Annotated in this window: 18 protein-coding genes and 1 tRNA gene; 15 read left to right on the top strand and 4 right to left on the bottom strand. The window is 61.3% G+C overall.

Annotated elements, in window-relative coordinates:
- Nucleotides 1–361: 361 nt before the first annotated feature.
- From GBCGDNIH1_RS10785 to GBCGDNIH1_RS09175, 14 genes are all read left to right on the top strand, one after another.
- Nucleotides 362–1,615 (top strand): sarcosine oxidase subunit beta family protein, encoded by a 1,254-nt coding sequence (locus GBCGDNIH1_RS10785; RefSeq protein ID WP_011630790.1) that lies wholly within the window; start codon nt 362–364, stop codon nt 1,613–1,615.
- Nucleotides 1,616–1,648: 33 nt separating this feature from the next.
- A complete protein-coding gene (locus tag GBCGDNIH1_RS10730) occupies nt 1,649–1,918 on the top strand; it encodes a sarcosine oxidase subunit delta (protein WP_011630789.1) in 270 nt (89 codons plus the stop codon).
- Complete coding sequence (locus tag GBCGDNIH1_RS10400) at nt 1,915–4,902, top strand: sarcosine oxidase subunit alpha family protein (RefSeq protein WP_011630788.1); 2,988 nt, start codon at nt 1,915–1,917, stop codon at nt 4,900–4,902. The genes GBCGDNIH1_RS10730 and GBCGDNIH1_RS10400 overlap by 4 nt, the downstream gene beginning before the upstream one ends.
- A complete protein-coding gene (locus GBCGDNIH1_RS10395; protein ID WP_011630787.1) occupies nt 4,895–5,443 on the top strand; it encodes a sarcosine oxidase subunit gamma in 549 nt (182 codons plus the stop codon). The genes GBCGDNIH1_RS10400 and GBCGDNIH1_RS10395 overlap by 8 nt, the downstream gene beginning before the upstream one ends.
- An 18-nt stretch (nt 5,444–5,461) precedes the next feature.
- Nucleotides 5,462–6,826 (top strand): L-serine ammonia-lyase, encoded by a 1,365-nt coding sequence (locus tag GBCGDNIH1_RS09820; RefSeq protein WP_011630786.1) that lies wholly within the window; start codon nt 5,462–5,464, stop codon nt 6,824–6,826.
- Nucleotides 6,795–7,871 carry a GlxA family transcriptional regulator gene (locus tag GBCGDNIH1_RS09815; RefSeq protein WP_196768608.1) on the top strand — a complete coding sequence of 359 codons (1,077 nt, stop codon included), beginning with the start codon at nt 6,795–6,797 and terminating at the stop codon, nt 7,869–7,871. The genes GBCGDNIH1_RS09820 and GBCGDNIH1_RS09815 overlap by 32 nt, the downstream gene beginning before the upstream one ends.
- A gap of 196 nt (nt 7,872–8,067) precedes the next feature.
- On the top strand, nt 8,068–9,345 hold the full coding sequence (locus GBCGDNIH1_RS09785) for an aromatic ring-hydroxylating oxygenase subunit alpha (RefSeq protein WP_011630784.1): 1,278 nt from the start codon (nt 8,068–8,070) through the stop codon (nt 9,343–9,345).
- Nucleotides 9,342–10,430, top strand: a complete 1,089-nt coding sequence (locus GBCGDNIH1_RS09750; protein WP_011630783.1) for a 2Fe-2S iron-sulfur cluster-binding protein — start codon at nt 9,342–9,344, stop codon at nt 10,428–10,430. Before GBCGDNIH1_RS09785 ends, GBCGDNIH1_RS09750 begins: the two co-directional genes overlap by 4 nt.
- Nucleotides 10,427–11,401: a GlxA family transcriptional regulator gene (locus GBCGDNIH1_RS09550; protein WP_011630782.1), complete on the top strand. Its 975-nt coding sequence runs from the start codon at nt 10,427–10,429 to the stop codon at nt 11,399–11,401. Before GBCGDNIH1_RS09750 ends, GBCGDNIH1_RS09550 begins: the two co-directional genes overlap by 4 nt.
- A 60-nt stretch (nt 11,402–11,461) precedes the next feature.
- Entirely contained in the window at nt 11,462–13,501 is a 2,040-nt protein-coding gene (locus GBCGDNIH1_RS09540) for an NADH:flavin oxidoreductase (RefSeq protein WP_025317974.1), read from the top strand.
- A 24-nt stretch (nt 13,502–13,525) separates the two neighbouring features.
- The gene (locus GBCGDNIH1_RS09420; protein WP_011630780.1) at nt 13,526–15,490 is read left to right on the top strand and encodes a (Fe-S)-binding protein; all 1,965 of its coding nucleotides are present in this window, start codon (nt 13,526–13,528) and stop codon (nt 15,488–15,490) included.
- A complete protein-coding gene (locus GBCGDNIH1_RS09355) occupies nt 15,487–16,761 on the top strand; it encodes an electron transfer flavoprotein subunit alpha/FixB family protein (RefSeq protein WP_011630779.1) in 1,275 nt (424 codons plus the stop codon). The genes GBCGDNIH1_RS09420 and GBCGDNIH1_RS09355 overlap by 4 nt, the downstream gene beginning before the upstream one ends.
- On the top strand, nt 16,758–17,579 hold the full coding sequence (locus GBCGDNIH1_RS09255) for an electron transfer flavoprotein beta-subunit (protein WP_011630778.1): 822 nt from the start codon (nt 16,758–16,760) through the stop codon (nt 17,577–17,579). Before GBCGDNIH1_RS09355 ends, GBCGDNIH1_RS09255 begins: the two co-directional genes overlap by 4 nt.
- A gap of 7 nt (nt 17,580–17,586) precedes the next feature.
- Complete coding sequence (locus GBCGDNIH1_RS09175; protein WP_011630777.1) at nt 17,587–18,162, top strand: histidine phosphatase family protein; 576 nt, start codon at nt 17,587–17,589, stop codon at nt 18,160–18,162.
- Here GBCGDNIH1_RS09175 and GBCGDNIH1_RS09165 read toward each other — a convergent pair.
- Together GBCGDNIH1_RS09165 and GBCGDNIH1_RS09075 are read right to left on the bottom strand one after the other, a co-directional pair.
- Nucleotides 18,140–18,844, bottom strand: coding sequence for a glutamine amidotransferase-related protein (locus GBCGDNIH1_RS09165; RefSeq protein ID WP_043453280.1), 705 nt, complete (start codon nt 18,842–18,844; stop codon nt 18,140–18,142). The two genes, GBCGDNIH1_RS09175 and GBCGDNIH1_RS09165, sit on opposite strands and share 23 nt — an antisense overlap.
- 27 nt (nt 18,845–18,871) lie before the next feature.
- Nucleotides 18,872–19,297, bottom strand: a complete 426-nt coding sequence (locus GBCGDNIH1_RS09075; protein ID WP_011630775.1) for an organic hydroperoxide resistance protein — start codon at nt 19,295–19,297, stop codon at nt 18,872–18,874.
- Between the two features lie 151 nt (nt 19,298–19,448).
- Here GBCGDNIH1_RS09075 and GBCGDNIH1_RS09065 point away from each other — a divergent pair, with 151 nt between their 5' ends.
- Nucleotides 19,449–20,156 carry a 4'-phosphopantetheinyl transferase family protein gene (locus GBCGDNIH1_RS09065; RefSeq protein WP_157691948.1) on the top strand — a complete coding sequence of 236 codons (708 nt, stop codon included), beginning with the start codon at nt 19,449–19,451 and terminating at the stop codon, nt 20,154–20,156.
- A 5-nt stretch (nt 20,157–20,161) separates the two neighbouring features.
- On the opposite strand, the gene GBCGDNIH1_RS09045 is transcribed toward GBCGDNIH1_RS09065, so the two are convergent.
- Nucleotides 20,162–20,237: transfer RNA gene (locus GBCGDNIH1_RS09045), tRNA-Ala, on the bottom strand.
- Nucleotides 20,238–20,301: 64 nt separating this feature from the next.
- The gene (locus GBCGDNIH1_RS08980; RefSeq protein ID WP_157691947.1) at nt 20,302–20,652 is read right to left on the bottom strand and encodes a hypothetical protein; all 351 of its coding nucleotides are present in this window, start codon (nt 20,650–20,652) and stop codon (nt 20,302–20,304) included.
- Nucleotides 20,653–20,866 lie beyond the last annotated feature (214 nt).

Below are 20,866 nucleotides of genomic sequence, written 5' to 3'. Positions count from 1 at the left end.
GGGAGGCCCCCCTTTTGTTGCAGTCTTTTCCTCCGGTGTATCGGAAAAATCAGGCTGCTTTATTTATAGAAGGCGGTTGTTTTTATGATCCGCCCCTGATGCCGGACTTCATCATCTCTTGGAAACCCGTCGCTTTTATCATTTCAGGAAGATGGCAGGGTCGGCATGCTTATGCACGACAAAAAACATGAATGTTAGCGACATGACGCCTCCGACACAAAAAGGCGTCTGTCGCAATCATTCAATAAAATGTTCTGTTTCATACCTGCATGACGCAACCCCGTCATGCGAATACAGGGATGCACCGCCTCTGCGACCGCGCTGAAACCGCCGATATCGCAAGACGCGCCAGGAGTTCGTCATGCAGAAATTCTCCGCTTTATCCCTGATCCGGAACACACTGGGCGGCCATCGCGGCTGGCAGCGTCAGTGGAGAGACCCCGAACCGAAAGCAGCCTATGATGCCGTGATCATTGGCGGGGGTGGCCATGGCCTCGGCGCCGCCTATTATCTGGCGAAGGAACATGGGCTGCGTAACATCGCAGTCCTGGAAAAAGGCTGGATCGGCGGTGGCAATACCGGCCGTAACACGACGATCATCCGTTCCAATTACCTGTTTGATGAAAGTGCGGCCCTGTACGATCATGCGCTGAAGCTGTGGGAAGGGCTGACGCAGGAATTGAACTATAATGTGATGTTCAGCCAGCGCGGCGTGCTGATGCTGGCCCATAACGTTCACGACGTACAGAGCTTCAAGCGCCATGTTCACGCCAATCGCCTGAACGGCGTCGATAATGAATGGCTGACGGCGGAAGAAGCAAAAGAATTTTGCCCACCCCTGAACATCTCCAACAATATGCGCCATCCCGTACTGGGAGCCGCGTTGCAGCGCCGGGCCGGAACGGCCCGTCATGATGCGGTGGCATGGGGTTATGCGCGGGCGGCAGATGCCCTTGGCGTCGATATTATACAAAACTGCGAAGTGACCGGGATCCGCCGGAATGCATCCGGCGCGGTAGAAGCGGTGGAAACGACACGCGGCCTGATCCGCACCACGAAAATCGGCGTGTCGGCCGCGGGCCATACCAGCATGGTGCTGGGCATGGCCGGTGTTCGCCTGCCTCTCGAAAGTTATCCGTTGCAGGCGCTGGTGTCGGAACCGGTCAAGCCCGTCTTCCCCTGCGTGGTGATGAGCAACACCATTCATGCCTATATCAGCCAGTCCGACAAGGGCGAGCTGGTGATCGGGGCGGGCACCGATGCCTATACCAGCTACACCCAGCGCGGCGGCCTGCATATCGCCACCCATACGCTGGATGCCATCTGCGAGCTGTTCCCGATGTTCCGCCGCATGCGCATGCTGCGTAACTGGGGTGGTATCGTCGATGTGACGCCGGACCGTTCCCCCATCATCGCGAAAACATCGGTCCCCGGCCTGTATGTGAATTGCGGCTGGGGCACGGGCGGGTTCAAGGCCACACCGGGCGCGGCCCATCTGCTGGCCTATACCATCGCCCGTGACGAGCCGCACACAATCAACGCCCCGTTCACCATCGAGCGGTTCCGGGACGGCTTCCTGATCGACGAAGCAGCCGCTGCGGCGGTTGCGCATTAATTCATTCCCATCCCGGCACGGAAGGGCGACACGATGCTGCTGATAACCTGTCCTTATTGCGGTCAGCGACCCGAACTCGAATTCACCTATGGCGGGGAAGCGCATCTGGTCCGCCCAGCCGACCCCGCCATGCTCAGTGATGAGGAATGGACCGCCTATCTCTACATGCGCTCCAACCCCAAGGGAGAGCACGCGGAACGGTGGCGGCACGCTCATGGCTGCGGCCGCTTCTTCAACGCGGTGCGTGATACCCGCACCGACGTCATCCTCAGTACCTATAAAATCGGCGAGTCCCGCTCATGACGAGCCCCAGCATTCATTCCGCGCCCTTCCGTCTGCCGCAGGGCGGCCGCATCCGGCGCGACAAACCGCTGTCCTTCACCTTTGACGGCAAGACCTATCAGGGTGCGCAGGGCGATACGCTCGCCTCCGCGCTGCTCGCCCATGGCGTGCATCTGATGGGCCGGTCGTTCAAATATCACCGTCCGCGCGGTGTGCTGAGCGCCGGAGCCGATGAGCCGAATGCGCTGGTGGGCGTGGGCGCCGAGCAAAGCCGCTACACCCCCAATCTGCGCGCGACGCAGGTGGAGCTGTATGACGGTCTGGTCGCGGAAAGCCAGAATCGCAGCCCGTCTTTGTCTTTCGATATCGGCGCGATCAACAACGCGCTGGGGCCGTTCTTCCCTGCCGGGTTCTACTACAAGACCTTCAAATGGCCGCGCAAAGCCTGGGACAGGCTCTATGAGCCGGTGATCCGTCGCGCCGCCGGTCTGGGCAAAGCCCCGACCGCCCCGGATGCCGATCACTACGCCCAGCGTTACGCGCATTGCGACGTGCTGATCGTCGGTGCCGGACCTGCCGGTCTCGCCGCCGCTCTGGCTGCGGCCGATGCCGGCGCCAGGGTGATCCTGTGCGACGAACAGTCGGAAATGGGTGGCTCCCTGCTGGCACCGAACGGTGCGCAGATCGACGGCAAGCCTGCCGAGCTGTGGCTGTCGGACACGCTGGCGCAGCTTGCGGCCGACCCGCGCGTGACCCTGCTGTCCCGCACCACGGCGTTCGGTTACTATGCCCATAATTTCGTGGGTCTGGCACAGCGCATCACCGATCATCTGCCTGCCATCCTTCCCAACACCCCGCGTGAGCGGATGTGGCATGTCCGCGCCGGACAGGTGGTTCTTGCCACCGGCTCCCTCGAACGACCGCTGGTGTTTCCGGAAAATGACCGTCCCGGCATCATGCTGGCCGATTCCGCCCGTATTTATGCCCAGCGTTATGGCGTGAAACCGGGCACCAAAGCGGTGATCGCCACCGCCAATGACGAAGCCTACAGCACGGCAGTCGCGCTTGCGAAAGCGGGCGTCGAGATTGCCGCCATCGCCGATCTACGTGAACAGGCAGACGGAGAGCGCATTGCCGCGGCTCGTGCTGCCCGTCTTCCGATCCGGATGGGATCGGCCGTGATCGGCACCGGCGGTCATCTGCGCGTGTCCTCCGCCCGAATTGGCGGCAAACAGGGACGTGATGAACATATCCGCTGCGATCTGGTGCTGATGTGTGGCGGGTTTACCCCCACCGTGCATCTGTTCAGCCAGTCCCGTGGCCAACTGGTCTATGATGCGGAACGTCAGATTTACGTGCCCGGCGCACACGCGGAAAATGAACGCTCTGCCGGTGCCTGTGCGGGTCATTTCGGCCTCGCTGTAGCGCTGGAAGACGGATATTCCGCCGGTCTGGACGCTGCGAAAGGCGGCAACAGCCGCATTTTCCAGGTCAGTGCCCCCGCAGCCGGCACGGGCGGCTTCATCGGCGAGGTGCCGCATAACCGCCGCTCCCCCTATGCCAAGGCTTTCGTGGATTTCCAGAACGATGCAACCGCCAAGGACATCAAACTGGCCGTGCGGGAGGGCTTCCGCTCCATCGAGCATGTGAAGCGCTACACCACCACCGGCATGGCCACCGATCAGGGGAAGACCTCCAACATGAACGCGCTGGGCATCGTGTCCGGTGCGCTGGATACGCCAGTGCCGCAGATCGGCCTGACCACGTTCCGTCCGCCCTATACGCCCGTTACGTTCGGCGCGTTTGCGGGCACAGCGCGGGGCGACCTGTTCGATCCGCTGCGCAAGACGCCGATTCATGGTTGGGCCGAAGAACATGGCGCGGTGTTCGAGGATGTCGGCATCTGGAAACGGGCCCGCTACTTCCCCCAGGACGGCGAGGATATGGATGCGGCGGTGCTGCGCGAATGCGCCCGGGCCCGTGCCGCAGCCGGTATTTTCGATGCCTCCACGCTTGGCAAGATCGAAGTGGTCGGACCGGATGCGGCAGAGTTCCTCAACCGTCTGTATGTCAATGCGTGGGACAAGCTGAAACCCGGCAAATGCCGTTATGGCCTGCTGCTGCGTGAAGACGGGTTCATCACTGATGACGGCGTGATCGGGCGCATTGCGCAGGATCGTTTCCACGTCACCACCACCACCAGCGGCGCCCCGCGCGTGCTGGCGATGATGGAGGATTACCGGCAGACCGAGTGGCCTGAACTGAATGTCTGGCTGACCTCCACCACCGAACAATGGGCGGTGATCGCAGTGCAGGGCCCGAAGGCCCGCGACATCATCGCGCCGCTGATCGAGGGTGTGGATCTGAACGACTTTGCGCATATGAGCGTCGCCGACGCCACCATTGCCGGGGTGCCTGGCCGTCTGTTCCGCGTCAGCTTCACCGGTGAGCTGGGCTACGAACTGAACGTCCCGGCGGATTACGGCCGTGCGATCTGGGAAGCAGTATATGAGCGTGGTCAGGACTTCGGCATCGTGCCGTACGGCACGGAAACAATGCATGTGCTGCGTGCCGAAAAAGGCTATGTGATTGTCGGTCAGGAAACCGATGGTACTGCCACACCGGATGATGTCGGGCTGGCCTGGGCCATTGGCAAGGCGAAGAAGGATTTCGTCGGCAAACGCTCGCTTGAGCGCACGTCGATGAAAGACCCGAATCGCAAGCAGCTTGTCGGGCTGTTGACGGATGATCCGGCTATCGTGCTGGAAGAAGGCGCGCAGATCGTGGCCGATCCGGCGCATCCGCTGCCGATGCCCATGATCGGGCACGTCACCAGCGCCTATCGCAGCGCCACGCTGGGCCGCTCCATCGCGCTGGCGATGATCAAGGGCGGACGGTCCAGAATCGGGCAGACCGTGTATATTCCGATGCCCGGTCGAACCATCGCCGCGAAAGTCACCGAGTTTGTGTTCTATGATCCGGAAGGAGTACGGCTCAATGGCTGACGTGACCTTTCCCCAGCGCCACACGCCACTGGCTGGCATCAGCCCAGCTATTGCCGCGCTGAGCGTGACGCCCCCGCAGCGGCGCCTGACCCTGCATCTGCGTGAAACCGACCGCGCCTGCATCAATGGCGCACTTGGCTTCGCCCTGCCGCCGGCGCTGCGCGCTGCCGTACAGGGGCAGCGTGCCGCCTTATGGATGGGACCGGAAGAAACGCTGATCCTCAGCACGGAAATCAATGATCTCGCCCCGGCCCTGGAAGCCGCCCTGCAGGATGTGCCGCATGCGCTGGTCGATGTGTCCCATCGGCAAACAGGCCTGCTGATCGAGGGGGAGCGGGCGGTAGACGCGCTGAACACCGGTTGCCCGCTTGATCTGTCCGAGGCGGCTTTCCCGGTCGGCATGTGCACGCGCACTCTCTACCACAAGGCGGAAATCGTGCTCTGGCGTCTCTCATCCACGCAGTTTCATGTGGAAGTCTGGCGGTCTTTCGCCCCTTATGTGTGGGAATTGCTTGACGAAGCCCGCCGCGAGGCGGCCTGACAACCAGAAGAGATCAGCATGATCAGCGTCTCCGAACTGTTCAAGGTTGGTATCGGCCCATCCTCCTCCCATACAGTGGGGCCTATGAAGGCAGCCTATGCCTTCATTCTGGGGCTCGGAGACCGTCTGGAGCAGGTGGTGCGGGTTCGCGTCGATCTGTTCGGGTCGCTGGCATGGACGGGAAAAGGCCACGGCACTGAAAAAGCCGTGCTGCTCGGTCTGGCCGGGGAACAACCCGATACGGTTGATCCCGATGCCGCCGAAGCCATGATTGCCCGGATTGAGGCTCATCGGATGTTGTCGCTGGACGGACGGCATCCCATCTGTCTGGTGCCGGAGCGTGACGTGATCTTCGACATGCTCACGGAAACGCCCGAACACCCCAACACGCTTGCCTTCACCGCCTATGATGCGGCAGGGGAAACCCTGTGCCATGAACGCTGGTGTTCCATCGGCGGCGGCTTTGTGGTGCGGGAGGCTTTTGCACCGGCAGCGGTCATTGACGGACCTTCCGCCCCCTATGAATTCCGCTCCGGGATCGATCTGCTCCGCATCGGTGAAGAAACCGGGCTGCGTATTCCGGAGATCGTGCGCACCAACGAATATGCCGTGCGCCCGAAAGAAGAGGTCGATGCTCATATCACCCGCGTCATCGACACGATGATGCGCTGCATTGACCGCGGACTGAGCACCGAAGGCATTTTGCCGGGCGGGTTGAACGTTCGCCGCCGCGCCGTTTCCCTGCTGCGTAAAATGGAATCCGAACAGGCCCGCAATGACCGGCCTCCGACCGATACGATGGATCGCGTCAGCCTGTTCGCCATCGCGGTGAATGAGGAAAACGCTGCCGGTGGGCGGGTGGTCACCGCCCCGACCAATGGCGCAGCGGGCGTGGTACCAGCCGTGCTGCGTTATTACCGTGATATGGTGCCGGGTTCATCGGAGGCGGGCATGCAGGATTTCATCCTGGCCGCTTGCGCCATCGGTGCGCTGTTCAAGATGAACGCTTCCATCTCCGGCGCGGAAGTCGGCTGTCAGGGAGAAGTCGGCGTGGCCTGCTCCATGGCCGCCGCAGGGCTGGCAGCCGCGATGGGCGCCGATAATGCCCGCATCGAAAATGCCGCTGAAATCGGCATGGAACATCATCTCGGCATGACATGCGACCCGGTGGCGGGGCTTGTGCAGATTCCCTGTATCGAGCGGAACGCTTTCGGCGCGATCAAGGCGATCAACGCCGCCTCTCTGGCCATGCGCGGCGACGGGACGCACCATATCTCCCTCGACCGCGTTATTGCGACGATGCGCCAGACCGGTGCCGACATGCAGAGCAAATACAAGGAGACCAGCCAAGGTGGCCTTGCGGTTAACTTCACCGAGTGCTGATCCCCCACGCCGCCGGGCGTTGACGGTCGGCTTCGTCATGGCGGACAGCTTTACGCTGGCGCCATTCTCCCTGTTCGTCGATCACCTGCGCCTTGCGGCGGATGAAGGCGATATGAGCCGCCCGATCCGCTGCCAATGGTCCATCATGGGCAGCCGCCCAGGTACGATCACGGCCAGTTGCGGCATCACCATCGGCCCGACCACCGGTTTCATCGATCCCAGACAACTGGACTATATCGTCGTCGTCGGTGGCCTGCTGCATGCAGGGCGTCCATTCGATCAGGAGACGGTTGCCTACCTCCAATCCGCCGCCAGGGCCGGCACGACGCTGGTCGGTCTGTGCACCGGCAGCTTTCTGCTGTGCCGGGCAGGATTGATGAAAGACCGCACGACCTGTGTCAGCTGGTATCATCATCAGGACTTCACCGACGAATTTCCCGATCAGGCCGTGCTGGCCGACCGGCTGTTTCTGGTCGATGGCGACCGCATCACCTGTGCGGGGGGCGGTGGAGCGGCCGATCTGGCGACCTGGATTGTCGAAAAACATCTCGGCCGCTCCACCGCCATGAAAAGCCGTCAGGTGCTGCTGCTGGATGAAGCGCGCGGTGAAACCGCCGCCCAGCCGCACCCGCCGCTGGCCGCGGGTGTGACTGATCCGCGCGTGCGCCGTGCCCTGCTGATCATGGAGCAGAACATGGCGGAACCCCTTCCGGTCAGCGCCATCGCCGAACGGCTGGAGCTGTCGGCACGACAGCTGGAACGGTTGTTTGCCGCCGCGATGCAACAGAAACCAGCCGCCGTATACCGCTCATTACGACTTCGCTTTGCCCGTTTCCTGCTGGACAATACCCAGCGTAGCGTGACGGAAATCGCTCTGGATGCCGGTTTTTCAGACTGCGCCCATTTCTCCCGCCTCTACAAGGCTGCGCATGGCGTGGCCCCCAGCGCAGCCCGGCGCAATGCGCCCCCCGCTGCGGAATCCAATGATCCGCTGCCGGAGCGGGACAGCCTGACTTCTTCCCGGATTTACGCCGATTCCCTGTAAGAAAAACCGTCGCTTTCCATAAAGTGCCTCTCCTGACCGGCAGCAGGAGAACGCATTGTTCCTTCCAATCCTTTCCGACCTCTGCGCAAAATGCATAGATACCGGGATGGATAAAAAAAATGTCGTTTCTAATAAATTGCAGAATAAAATCGGCTTTTAAGTAGGACTGAACGCCACCTCCCTCAAGGTTCGTCCCATGCCCGACGATCTCCGCTTTACCCCGGATTCTCTCCCTTCCCTGCTGGCACGGCGCAAGCCCGGCTATACGCTGGAAGCCCCGTTCTATACCTCACCCGACATTCTGGATGCCGATATCGAGACGATTTTCGGCAAACACTGGATTTATGTGGGTGTCGAACCGGATATTGCCGAACCGGGCGATGTCATGGCCCTGCAGATCGGTCGTTTCAGCGCCATTGTCGTGCGCGGCGACGATATGGACATTCGCGCTTTCCACAATGTCTGCCGCCACCGCGGTGCCCGCATTGTCCCCGAAGGCAAGCGCAGCGTCGGAAATCTGGTCTGCCCGTATCATATGTGGACCTACTCCACCGAAGGCCCGCTGCTGCATGCCGATCATATGGGTGCGGATTTCGATCCGTCCTGTCATGGTCTGAAGCCGGTTCACGTGCGCAATGTCGCAGGGTTGATCTTCCTGTGTTTCGCCGATGAACCGCCGGCCGATATCGAGGATATGGCGCGGGAGATGACACCGTATCTGACCCCGCATGCCATTCCCGACACCAAGATCGCGTTCGAGATGGATATCATCGAACGCGGCAACTGGAAGCTGGTGATGGAAAATAACCGCGAGTGCTATCACTGCGCCGGTTCCCATCCCGAACTGACCGCCTCCATTTTCGAATTCGGGTTCGGCTTTGCGCCTGAATCACTGGATGAGGACGGACAGAAAGCCGCCGAGGAATATAACTGCCTCGTCAACAATAACACCGCCGAGTGGGAAGCGCGTGGCCTTCCCTCCCGCGAGATCGACCATCTTGACGATCGCGTAACCGGTTTCCGCACCCAGCGCCTGCCGATTTCCGGTGCCGGCGAAAGCGAAACTCCCGACACCAGGGTCGCCTGCACGAAATTGCTGGGGGAATTGACGGAACGCAAGCTGGGCGCTCTGTCTTTCTGGACCCAGCCGAATTCCTGGCATCATTTCATGAGCGATCACATCGTCACTTTCGCGGTGTTTCCGATTGATGCCGAAACCGCTTTGCTGCGCACCAAATGGCTGGTGCACAAGGATGCGCGCGAAGGCATCGATTATGACCTCGATCATCTGAAAAGCGTGTGGGAAGCCACCAACCAGCAGGATAGCGATCTGGTCGGTATAACCCAGCAAGGTGTGCGCACCCCTGCCTATCAGCCCGGCCCATACTCCCCTTATACCGAGATGCTGGTTGAGAAATTCAGCAACTGGTACATCTCCCGCATGAAAGCAGCGCAGCAGGGTGGCGCACAGTGAACGCTTTCTCGCCCCTCTCCGCCCTGCCGGCGCAGTGGAATGCCGATGCGGATGATGTGCTGATCTGCCGTGCCGTACGGCAGGAAACACATGATGTGCGAACGTTTTTCTTCTCGCCGGCCAATCCGTGTCTGTTCCGGCATCTGCCGGGACAGTTCGTGACACTGGATCTGGAAATCGGTGGGCAGAAAATCAATCGCTGCTACACCATCTCCTCTGCCCCTACACGCCCGGATCTGCTCAGCATCACTGTCAAACGGGTGCCGAACGGGCCGGTGTCGAACTGGCTGCATGACACTCTGAAACCGGGCATGCGCATTCGTGCCGTCGGCCCGATGGGCGATTTCACGAACGTCCATCATCCGGCGCCGAAATATCTGTTCCTGTCCGGCGGCAGCGGCATCACGCCACTGATGGCCATGGCCCGCACGCAATACGATCTGGCGGCCGAAGCCGATACGGTTTTCGTGCATGCCGCGCGCAGTCCGGCGGACATCATCTTCCGTGACGAGCTGTCCCTGATGGCGCGCACACGGCATGGATTCAGCGTCGCCTTCCTGTGCGAGACGGATTCCGCCGGTGAAATATGGAATGGATATCGCGGTCGTCTGAACACCGCGCTGCTGACCCGGATCGCTCCGGATTTCATGGAACGCGAAGTGTTCGTCTGCGGTCCCGCACCGTTCATGGCAGCCGCAAAAACGATCCTGGCCGAAGCCGGATTCGACATGCGTCGCCATCATGAGGAAAGCTTTGATTTCGGCATACTGGCCCAGGAAGAACCCGAAGCCGCCGCTGAAGCAGAGGCTGTCGCCGCATCGGGTGGTTTTTCCATCACCTTCAGCAAAAGCGACAGGCAGATCGACTGCGATCCGGATACCACCGTCTTGCAGGCCGGTCGGCGGGCCGGGCTGAAACTGCCAGCTTCCTGCTCCAAGGGTGTGTGCGGCACGTGCAAGTCGAAACTGGTCTCCGGCCGGGTCGAGATGAAGCATAATGGCGGCATCCGACAGAAAGAAGTCGATCAGGGCATGTTCCTGCCCTGCTGCTCCAGGCCGCTGACGGATCTGGTTGTCGAGCGATGATCGACACACCTGCACGCCTCCCTGCGGAGATCGGCAGAATCGGTTTTCTGACTCTGCCGAATTACTCGATGATTGCGATGAGTTCCGCCATCGAGGCGTGCCGGATGGCCAATCGCGTTACCAGCAGTGATGCCTATTCATGGCAGGTGCTGACGCCGGATGGCGAACCGGCACAGGCCAGCAATGGCCTGTCGTTGGGACCGACGGTCAGGCTGGCCGATGCCGCGCCGATCGACCTGCTGCTGATCTGTGGCGGCGTTGATATCAGGCGTGCCACTACCCGTCGCCTGTTCCCCGCGCTGCAACGTCATATCCGTCGCGGCGGTGCCCTCGGTGCGCTGTGCACCGGCAGTTTCGTGCTGGCGGAGGCCGGGATGCTGTCCGGCTATGCCTGCGCCATTCACTGGGAAGATCTGGCCGCCATCCGTGAGGAATTTCCCGACATCGTATTCCGGGATGAGTTATTCGTGATCGATCGCGACCGCTTCACCAGCACCGGCGGGACTGCGCCGCTGGACATGATGCTGGCGCTGATAGCCGCCCGTCTCGGTCCGCGTGCCGCCGACGCCGTAGCGCGTCAGTTCCTGATCAAGCCTCGTCAGGGCGGAGAAAGGCAGCATCTGCCCCGTACCGCTGCCCGGCATCCGCGGCTGGCCCATGCCGTGGCGCTGCTGGAAGCCAATGCGCAGAACCCGTCCGATGATCCCCTTTCCGTCGCCGATGCGGCGGCTCTGGCCGGGCTGTCGTCACGCCAGCTGGAACGGCTGTTCAAGCAGCATCTGTGCATGACACCCGCCGCCTATGCCGCCTCCGTCCGGCTGGAGCGCGCCCAGTTGCTGCTGCGCCAGACTGCCATGCCCATCACTGAAATCGGCGTTGCCTGCGGCTTTGCCTCCGGCGCGTCTTTCAGCAACGCCTACCGGCTGCGTTACGGGCATTCGCCGCGCCATGAGCGCGTGAGTGCACCCTGACGCGCCTGAGCCACCGCCGATGCCTGCCCTCCTCCCACCCGCCTGCCCCGGAATGTGCCGATGATCGCCAATGCCGATGCCCTGCTGAAACCGTTAACCATTCGCGGTGTCACCTTCCGCAACCGCGTGATGAGCACCAGCCACGCCCCCGGCTATGGTCAGGATGGCAAGCCCAAAGAACGCTATCAGCTCTATCATGAGGAAAAGGCGAAAGGCGGAATCGGCCTGACCATGTTCGGCGGCTCCTCCTCCGTCTCGGCGGACAGCCCGGCAACGCCGTGGAACCAGATTGCCGTCACGGATGACAGCGTCATTCCGTATTTTCAGGAGTTCGCCGAGCGGATTCACCGCCATGGCGCAAAGCTGATGATCCAGCTGACGCATATGGGCCGCCGCACGAAATGGGATACGGATCAATGGTTGCCGGTCATGGCGCCCTCCGTCCGCCGCGAACCTGCCAGCCGTTCCCTGCCCAAGGCGATGGAGCAGGAAGATATTGATCGCGTCATCGCCGATTTCGCGCAGGCGGCGCGTCGCTGCAAGGAAGGCGGCCTGGACGGGTTCGAGATTTCCGGGGCGCATGGTCATCTGCTGGACCAGTTCTGGAGTCCCGATGTCAACAAACGCACCGACCGTTACGGCGGCTCGCTGGAAAACCGTATGCGCTTCGGCATCGAGGTACTGCGCGCCATGCGGGAAGCCGCCGGAGACGATCTGCTGATCGGCATGCGCATGTCGGGTGACGAGTTGTATGCGCAAGGCCTGTCTCAGGAAGAATGCGTGGCCATTGCCTCCGAATATGCGCGGCAGGGGCTGGTGGATTTCCTGAACATTCTGGGCGGTCAGGCACGCGACGACATGGCGCATGCGGTCAGCCTGCCGAACATGGCTTTTCCGGTCGCACCGTTCCTGCATCTGGCCAGCGCGATCAAGCGGGAGGTCGATGTCCCCGTTTTCCATGCCCAGCGCGTGACCGATCTGGCGACCGCTGCCCGCGCCGTGGCCGAAGGGCATGTGGATATGGTGGCGATGACGCGGGCGCACATTGCCGATCCGCATCTGGTCCGCAAGCTCAGCGAGGGGCGGGAAGACGACATTCGCCAATGCGTCGGAGCGGGATATTGCATTGACCGCATCTATGTCGGTGGTGATGCGCTGTGTTTGCAGAATGCGGCGACAGGGCGGGAGGCCACCATGCCGCATGTCATCGCAAAAGCGGATCGCCAGAAAAAAATTGTCGTCGTCGGCGCCGGTCCCGGTGGGCTGGAGGCCGCACGGGTCTGTGCCGAGCGTGGTCATCAGGTCGTGCTGTTCGAACGCTCCGGCGAAGTGGGCGGCCAGATCAACATCGCGGCCAAAGGAACATGGCGCGAAGCCCTGTCCGGCATTCCCCGCTGGCTGTTGAGTCAGATCCGCCGCCTGAACGTCGATCTGCGCCTGAACACCGAAGCCACCGCCGCGCTGATCCAGGCGGAGCAACCGGATACGGTGATCATCGCCACGGGCGGCCTGCCCAATCCCGGCCATATTCCGGGGGCAGAACATATCATTTCAAGCTGGGACATTCTGACCGGACGGGTCCAGCCCGCCGGCAGTGTCCTGCTGTATGACGAAATGGGCCAGCACAATGCCGCCTCCGTCGCCGAGGTGATGTCCCAGCGCGGCGCGCTGGTGGAATTCGTCACCCATGACCGGATGATTGCGCAGGAAGTCGGCACCACCAATCAACCCGTGCATTTGCGGGAGCTTTACAAACTTGGTGTCATCCTCTCGCCCAATCTGGAATTGATGGAAGTCTACCGTGAAGGCAACCGTCTGGTGGCGGTGCTGCGCAACACGATGACGGATGCCGAGGAAGAGCGTGTAATCGATCAGGTGGTCGCCGATTTCGGCACGCTGCCGGTCGAGGACACCTATTTTGCGTTGAAAGAGCAATCCAGCAATCATGGCGTGACGGATCTTCCCTCCTTGCTGCAAGGCACATCGCAAGCTGACGCACAAACAGGACATTTCAGCCTGTTCCGGATCGGTGACGCGGTGGCTGGCCGCAACATCCATGCGGCGATGTACGACGCGCTTCGGCTCTGCAAGGATCTGTAACCAGTCACGGAAGGAGTCCCCGCCATGCATCCGGGCACACCGTTGCTGCTGGTGATCTGGTTTCTGGTCCTGCTGGTCGTGGTTCAGGCGCTACGCATCGCCCTGCGCTGGCGGGTCGGACAGAAAACACATGTGGATTGGGTTCGCGGGCTGATCGCCATGCCGCGCCGCTATCTGGTGGATGTACATCACGTCGTCGAGCGCCGACCGGAAAACGCCAGGATGCACAAACTGGTGGCGGGTGGCCTGCTGGCCGGATCGGTGTTGACGCTGCTCTCCACCCTCCTGCCAGTGCTGCATCGGGGCGGCATGGTGGCCTCCCTGTTCTGGATCGTCACCGCCGCATTCTATGCATTCGGTCTGAGCGGTGCGCGTCATGTCGCGGCACGACGCAGCCCGACAACGCCACCGCATCTGTCAGCCGGTCGCTTTCTGACTTTGCCGCTCTGGCTTGGACTTTATCTGACCGGTGGGCTGATTGCCGCGATCGGTGCGGCGTTGCATGGCATGCTGCCTGATGTGCTGCCCCACGCGGCAGGGGCCGCGGGAGCAGTGATGACGCTGACCGGCGGGCTGGCACTGGTGGCACATCTGCCGAACGGACCCATGCGGCATGCAGTCGCCGGATCGCTGCATCTGGCGGCGCATCCGCGTCCGGGCCGTTTCGAGGGGGGCCGCGATACAGCACTGCTTGCGCTCGATCTGGAAGCGGGGCAGTCGGGTGTTTCAACACCTGCGGATTTCACCTGGAATCGTCTGGCAAGTTTCGATGCCTGCATTCAATGCGGACGCTGTGAACAGGCCTGTCCCGCCTTTGCCGCCGGACAACCTCTGAACCCCAAAAAGCTGATTCAGGATCTGACGTTCGCCCTGCATGGCGGCGACGCCTATACGGGCAGCCCCTACCCACAGGCACGTCCCGTGGCGGGGCATGGCGGCGCGCATCATCCGATCATCGGCGCGGATGCAGTGATTCATCCGGATACGCTGTGGTCCTGCACCACCTGCCGCGCCTGTGTGCATGAATGCCCGATGCTGATCGAGCATGTGGACGCGATCGTCGATATGCGCCGTTTCCAGACGCTGGAGCTGGGCGCTATTCCGGAAAAAGCAGCCCAGCCACTGCATCATCTGCGTTATGCCGATGATGCGGGCGGACGGGCGCTGGCATCACGGACCGATTTCACTGCCGGGATGACTCTGCGCGTGCTGGAGGAACAGGGAGAAACCGATATCCTGCTATGGCTGGGCGAAGGCGCGTTCGATCTGCGCTATGGAAGGAGCCTGCGGGCACTGATCGCATTGATGCAACAGGCCGGCGTTGATTTCGCCGTATTGGGCGCAGAGGAACGTGACTGCGGCGATCTGGCGCGGCGGCTGGGTGATGAGGCCGGGTTCCAACGTCTGGCACAGGACAATATCGCCACGCTGAAACGCCGTCGTTTCCGCCGCATCGTCACAGCGGACCCGCATGCGCTGCACACGCTGCGCAACGAATACCGCGCTTTCGGAGCGACATGGCCGGTGCTGCATCATACCGCCTTGCTGGATGAGTTGATTGCAACGGGCAAGCTGAATCCTGTGAAATTCGAGACTCGCCCCGTCACCTATCATGATCCCTGCTATCTCGCGCGTTACAATGGTGAGGTGGATGCACCCCGCCGCATTCTGGATCGTCTTGCCACCCATCGTGTCGAGATGGAGCGTCATGGAGAACGCGCCATGTGCTGCGGCGGTGGCGGTGGCGCACCGGTCACCGATATTGCGGGCGAAAAACGTATCCCCGATATCCGCATGAGCCATGCTCAGGGCGTGGGTGCCTCCATTGTCGCGGTTGGATGTCCCGGCTGCACCGCCATGCTGGAGGGCGTCACCGGAGACCGCCCCGAAGTCAAGGATATTGCCGAATTGCTGCTGGACAGCATCGAGCATGCCAAAACCCGGGTGGCACAACCATCGCAAACCATCCTGCCGGAGGGTGTGGCATGACCCGCCCCCGTCTCGATCCCCGCGCCCTGCGAGAGGCGCGCCGTGTGAGCGGAGGGGAGCGGCCACGCTACCAGCTTGCGACGCTCGCGATGGATGTTGGAGCCTCCTCCTCTCTGTCTCCCTTTGGCCGCCGCCGTCGCAACCCGCGGGCCGAGGCGCTGGTGCAGGCCGTGCCCTCCCCGGCTACTCGCCCGCGTCTGGATCGCGCCTGGCATGGAGGAGCTTCCTCCATCGCCTCTCCTGCCGGCCAGAGACAGGAAGCCGCACCGCGCATCCGCATGATCGACGATCCCGCTTTCCTGATCCTCGCCGTGCCTGATGCGGCGGGGGGACGCCTGTCACCGCATGACCGGCAGATACTGGGCGCAGCCCGAATCCTCGCTGACAAAGCGGGTGCCGCCGGACAAGGTGCCGTCGTACTGTTCGGCCCAGCACTGGCCGAGGCGGGTGATAACGGTGCCGACCGCCTCATTCAGTACGAGGATGATTCCGTCGAGTCGCGTGTTGCCGCTCTGGTCGCCGCGATTGCCCACCTGCAACCGAAACACGTTCTGTTCCCGGAAAGCCCTGATGGCGGCGATCTGGCCCGCCGTGTCGCCGCCTTGTCCGGGCTGGACATCGCCACCGATATCGAAGCCCTGTCCGCGTCTCAGGCGATCCGTCCCAGCCATGCGCGCCGCCGTGAGCAACGGATGGTGCCTCCGCCGCTGCTGGCATTGAGCGCCGACCGTGCCGCGCCCCATACCGGCATCCGGCACGAAGCGCGCCCTATCCCGCTGGAACTGCCACAGATGGAGACAGGCGCACTGACGGGCTGGCGCGACGTTCCCCCGGATGCCGGACAGTTGGCCCTGACGGAAGCATCATTCGTCGTCTCCGCCGGGAATGGCATCACCGATTTTGCGGCCTTCCACGCTCTCGCTACAGCCCTCGGCGCGACACCGGGTGCCAGCCGGGTGATTTGCGATGCCGGGCTGATGCCACGCGACCGGCAGGTTGGGGCAACCGGCAGTATCCTTGATGCCACCTGTTATTTCGCACTCGGCATTGCCGGCGCGCCGCAGCACCTTCAGGGTGTGGCGGGCGTGGAGCATGTCGTTGCAGTCAATACCGATCTGCACGCCGCCATGATCGCCCGGGCCGGGCTTGCCATCGTCGCCGATGCGCAGGAGGTCATGCCGGCCATTCTCGCGGCTCTGGCAACGGAACGCGATGCTCATCCGGGAAGGGCCAATCCGGAAGATCACAGCCCCGGCAGGGAAACATCATGACCCAGTCCGACACACCCATCGCCAACCGTCTGAACGTGCTGGTGCTGCTCTCAGCCGGATGCCATCCCGTCTCCGGCCGGTCAGCCCCCGTGATGGAAGAAACACAGGCCATCGCCCTTGCCCGGCAACTAGGCGCGCATGTCTCCGGCCTGCATGCCGGGCCTGAAGCCGCCCCGTTGCGTGATATACCCGGCCATGGGTTGAGCCGGATCGTCATGCTGCGTCAGGATGCCAATGTCGATCCACTGCCCGCGCTGCTGGCTTTCATCCGCTGCAACCCGCCCGATCTGATCCTGACAGGCCGTCGCGCACAAGGCGGTATGGATAGCGGCACATTGCCCTATCGTCTGGCACAGGCGCTGGGCTGGCCGATTGCCGCAGATATTGCCGCCTTTGACCGAGACACGACAGCAGGGAACATCCTTCATCTGCTTCAGGCCAGGCCAAAGGGTGCAAGGCGTGCCGTCAGCATCCAGTTGCCCTGCGTGCTGACCGTGCATCCGGCAGCCCCGAGACCGTTGCCCTTCGCCTTTGCCGCTATGCGGAAAGGCGTGATCGAGACCATCGAAGCCTCCAGCTTGCTCCCGCAGAGTGACAGCACGGTCGTAGTATCCTCATCTGATATCGAGGAACGCCCTTATCGTGCGCGTCCTCGTCTTATTGCGAAAGCCGGCGCACAAGGAAATGGACAGCTGATGGTGCATCCCTCTGCCGACGATGCGGCCAAGGCTGTCATCACCTATCTTCGCGGGATAGGCGTCTTGCAGGCACCGTCATACAACAGCGACGCAACTCCAACCGAGCCAGCCGGATCGTAAGCCCATCATGCAGTTGGCCCTGATCCGCCATACCAGACCAGCCATTGCCGACGGACTCTGCTATGGCCGCCTTGATGTCCCGCTGGCCGATGATCGGGAGGAGACCGCCCGCACCATTCTGGCGCAACTGACAGATATGCGGGATGCCATGATCGTCAGCAGTCCGGCCTTGCGCTGCCAGTGGCTGGCCAATTGGCTGGCCGACTGGCTGGCCGGGCACATCCAGCCCCCCGGAATCATGATCGATCCAAGACTTCAGGAGCTTGATTTCGGCGACTGGGAAGGAAGTCGCTGGGACGATATCGACCGCGCCACACTGGATGACTGGGCGGCATCACCCGATGATTTTACGCCCCCCAACGGGGAAAGCATACGCACCCTGCGCCATCGGATCGATCAGATCTGGGCAGAATGGATGCGGGATCGGCAAAATCGAATCGTTGTGACTCATGGCGGCCCGCTGCGCATTCTCTGCGCGCTGGCAGCGGCGCGGCCGGTTGACCTCTCCGCCCCTGCACCCGGTTTTGGCAGCGTAACCCGCGTGGAGGAGCCGCCGGAATTCAGGACATCAGAAAGCGATTGATCCACTGTCCCAGACGTGGATTATCATGCGGCCCTTGCAAGGACGCCAAAGCCTGATTTCGCTGTTTCTGGTCCACCTGCTCCGGTGGACGGATATGCACCAGTTCGGCTGCAAAATCCGGATCGAATTCCGGATGACACTGGAATGAGATCGCCCCAAGCGACGGATATTCCAGCACTGCAAACGGGGTGAAATGGCTGGATGCTATGATCTTTGCTGCAGGCGGCTTTTCCACTACCTGATCCTGATGAGAAACCGGAATGGCAATGTCCTCCACCGGATCCGTCCAGGCGGTCTGGCAACGCAGCCGATACCGGTGCAGCCCGAGCCCCCAGCCAATCCTGGCCCGCTCCACCCTGCCCCCGAACGCTTCCGCCATGACCTGATGGCCAAAGCAAATGCCGACGAGTTTGCTCTTGCCTGCCCGCTCACGCAGGAAATTCCCCAGCGTTTCTATCCATGGCTGGCCATCATGCACACCGGCCGCCGACCCGGTGATCACATAAGCATCGCAACCGCCGCGATCAGACTCTCTTTCCTGCGGCCACTGATTCCCCTGAACATCGAAAATGGAATAATCGTGCCGATCACCCAGCAGACGACGTAGCATCGCAGGGTAATCACCATATCCGGCCACCAGATGAGCAGGTGGCCGACCGGTCTGGAGAATCCCTATTTTCATACGCTTTTCCAAAACGGGCATACAGCCTTACGCGACCACCAGCCCTACATCGACATTGCCGCGTGTCGCATTGGAATAAGGGCAGATCTGATGGGCTGTTTCCACAAGCTTATGTGCCTCTGCCGCCTCGACACCCGGCAAATGGATCGAAAGCTGGGCCGTAATGCCGAACCCGCCTTCAGAACGCGGGCCAATCCCGATCGTGGCGGTAACAGAAGTATCAGATGGAATCTTCTGTTTCAGTTGTTGCCCGGCCACCTTGAGCGCCCCCAAAAAACAGGCCGCATAGCCGGAGGCAAAAAGCTGTTCCGGATTGGTCCCTTCTCCACCTGCACCGCCCAGCTCCCGCGGAGTCGATAACGCCACTTCAAACCGACCATCTGCCGTGCGGGCACTGCCATCCCGACCGCCAGTTGCAGTTGCCGTCGTCTGGTATTTCACATCCACCGACATTGTGACACCTTTGTCCCATGATAAGAATCACTGCCATCGTATATGGCTTTACATGGTACGCCAGACTGGAAAATCCAGATTGAAATCTTCTGTCTGCGGCAGGATGCCTTTGAGCGCCTCGCCTGTCACGTCGGCATTTTTTCCGCTTTCCATGACAAACGACACCATGGTTGTGGCCACGTTCCCGGTCGAGGCAGCGTTGTGCTTTCTACCATCCTGGCTGAGCCAGCAGGAAATAACGCGCCGGGATATGTACCGGCTTCCAGCGGATCGAAACCGTCATCAGGCAGCGCATACCCTTAAACGCTGGCTGCTGGCCGGATTGCTCGATCTGCATCCGGCAGATCTCGCTTTTAAGGTCGATGCAAACGGCAAGCCCTCCCTCACACATGGCAATCTTCATTTCAACATCAGCCATAGCGGCCAGCATGTGGTGATCGCTGTGCGGGCAGGAAATCCGGTCGGTATCGATGTGGAAGAAAAACCGCCATCGGATACAAGATTGCCATGGTCTATCCTGTGCCATGAACAGGACAATAGAGAAGGCGATATCGATGATTTTCTGGCGCTCTGGACGGTGAAAGAGGCCATTTCCAAATGTTCAGGCGAGGGGCTTGGGCTGGATTTTACACGTCTTTCGCTGCACCGGCATTCCGATATCTTCATGCGCGGCTGTGACGGTTTACGCCAATGGCATGCCCTTCACAGGATGCTGGATGATGGCGCGCATATTGCCATTGCATCAGTCGATCCCTGGCATCAGACATACTGGCTATCCGTCCGTATGCCGGACGACAGGAACAGAACATCCATGATGCTGACAATAAAAAAACTCCAACCCGGGATAGGTGGAGTTTAAATATTTGGTGGAGCCAATCGGAATCGAACCGACGACCTCCTGAATGCCATTCAGGCGCTCTCCCAACTGAGCTATGGCCCCATCCTTGCTGGCTCCATCACGTCCGAACCAGCGGCTGGCGGGCATATAGCTTGGTCATCAAACTTTAGCAAGAGGGGCTTTTCTGTTTCCTGAGAGAGGCGCGTTCCTCATCCGTCAGCGGCCTGCCATTTGCGATCTCTGCCCGGATTTCCGCGGCGAGTTCAGGGTTGGCACGACGAATCTGGTTCACACGCAACGCAAAGGCCATTGCCATGGTGGGAGAGCGCTCCCATCCTTCCAGAAACAGCCAATCCTTGGCCACCTCTGCGGCCGGCATCCGTGCCAAAGCGCGCTGCAAGGCCTGGGTATAAGCCACCACAGGCATCTCCCTCATTGTAGGCAGACCTGGTGTCACCAGCCCGCCCTGAGCCGATGCAGCATGGATCTGCACCGTATTACGTGGCGTATTCATCATCCTGGACATCTCTGTGAGCAATTTTTGCTACACTGTTTATTGGCGACGTTCCTGAGTGGAAGCCTCGCGCAGAACGCAGGACACCACGCGAAAGTCGCATACGGACAGCATTTTATTTTTCATTGCTCCTTACCCTTTTCTCCCGCTGCACGATGCGATTGGGTAAGGCTCTTAAGTCATAGCTTCAGACTGTGCGTGCATCCTTTTGTGAAGA

Origin of the sequence: Granulibacter bethesdensis CGDNIH1, assembly GCF_000014285.2 — a bacterium.
Taxonomy (GTDB): domain Bacteria; phylum Pseudomonadota; class Alphaproteobacteria; order Acetobacterales; family Acetobacteraceae; genus Granulibacter; species Granulibacter bethesdensis.
Note: the sequence above shows the minus strand (reverse complement) of the source record. Positions and strands in the feature narration are given on the sequence as shown.

Excerpts from the sequence above, each read along its gene's own strand:
- GBCGDNIH1_RS09785 (WP_011630784.1), top strand. The coding sequence starts at position 8,068 with ATGCCCGACGATCTCCGCTTTACCCCGGATTCTCTCCCTTCCCTGCTG.
- GBCGDNIH1_RS09820 (WP_011630786.1), top strand. The coding sequence starts at position 5,462 with ATGATCAGCGTCTCCGAACTGTTCAAGGTTGGTATCGGCCCATCCTCC.
- GBCGDNIH1_RS10785 (WP_011630790.1), top strand. The coding sequence starts at position 362 with ATGCAGAAATTCTCCGCTTTATCCCTGATCCGGAACACACTGGGCGGC.
- GBCGDNIH1_RS09075 (WP_011630775.1), bottom strand. The coding sequence starts at position 19,297 with ATGTCGGTGGATGTGAAATACCAGACGACGGCAACTGCAACTGGCGGT.
- GBCGDNIH1_RS08980 (WP_157691947.1), bottom strand. The coding sequence starts at position 20,652 with ATGATGAATACGCCACGTAATACGGTGCAGATCCATGCTGCATCGGCT.
- GBCGDNIH1_RS09165 (WP_043453280.1), bottom strand. The coding sequence starts at position 18,844 with ATGAAAATAGGGATTCTCCAGACCGGTCGGCCACCTGCTCATCTGGTG.
- GBCGDNIH1_RS10395 (WP_011630787.1), top strand. The coding sequence starts at position 4,895 with ATGGCTGACGTGACCTTTCCCCAGCGCCACACGCCACTGGCTGGCATC.
- GBCGDNIH1_RS10730 (WP_011630789.1), top strand. The coding sequence starts at position 1,649 with ATGCTGCTGATAACCTGTCCTTATTGCGGTCAGCGACCCGAACTCGAA.
- GBCGDNIH1_RS09540 (WP_025317974.1), top strand. The coding sequence starts at position 11,462 with ATGATCGCCAATGCCGATGCCCTGCTGAAACCGTTAACCATTCGCGGT.
- GBCGDNIH1_RS09255 (WP_011630778.1), top strand. The coding sequence starts at position 16,758 with ATGACCCAGTCCGACACACCCATCGCCAACCGTCTGAACGTGCTGGTG.
- GBCGDNIH1_RS09065 (WP_157691948.1), top strand. The coding sequence starts at position 19,449 with ATGACAAACGACACCATGGTTGTGGCCACGTTCCCGGTCGAGGCAGCG.
- GBCGDNIH1_RS09550 (WP_011630782.1), top strand. The coding sequence starts at position 10,427 with ATGATCGACACACCTGCACGCCTCCCTGCGGAGATCGGCAGAATCGGT.
- GBCGDNIH1_RS09355 (WP_011630779.1), top strand. The coding sequence starts at position 15,487 with ATGACCCGCCCCCGTCTCGATCCCCGCGCCCTGCGAGAGGCGCGCCGT.
- GBCGDNIH1_RS09175 (WP_011630777.1), top strand. The coding sequence starts at position 17,587 with ATGCAGTTGGCCCTGATCCGCCATACCAGACCAGCCATTGCCGACGGA.
- GBCGDNIH1_RS10400 (WP_011630788.1), top strand. The coding sequence starts at position 1,915 with ATGACGAGCCCCAGCATTCATTCCGCGCCCTTCCGTCTGCCGCAGGGC.
- GBCGDNIH1_RS09420 (WP_011630780.1), top strand. The coding sequence starts at position 13,526 with ATGCATCCGGGCACACCGTTGCTGCTGGTGATCTGGTTTCTGGTCCTG.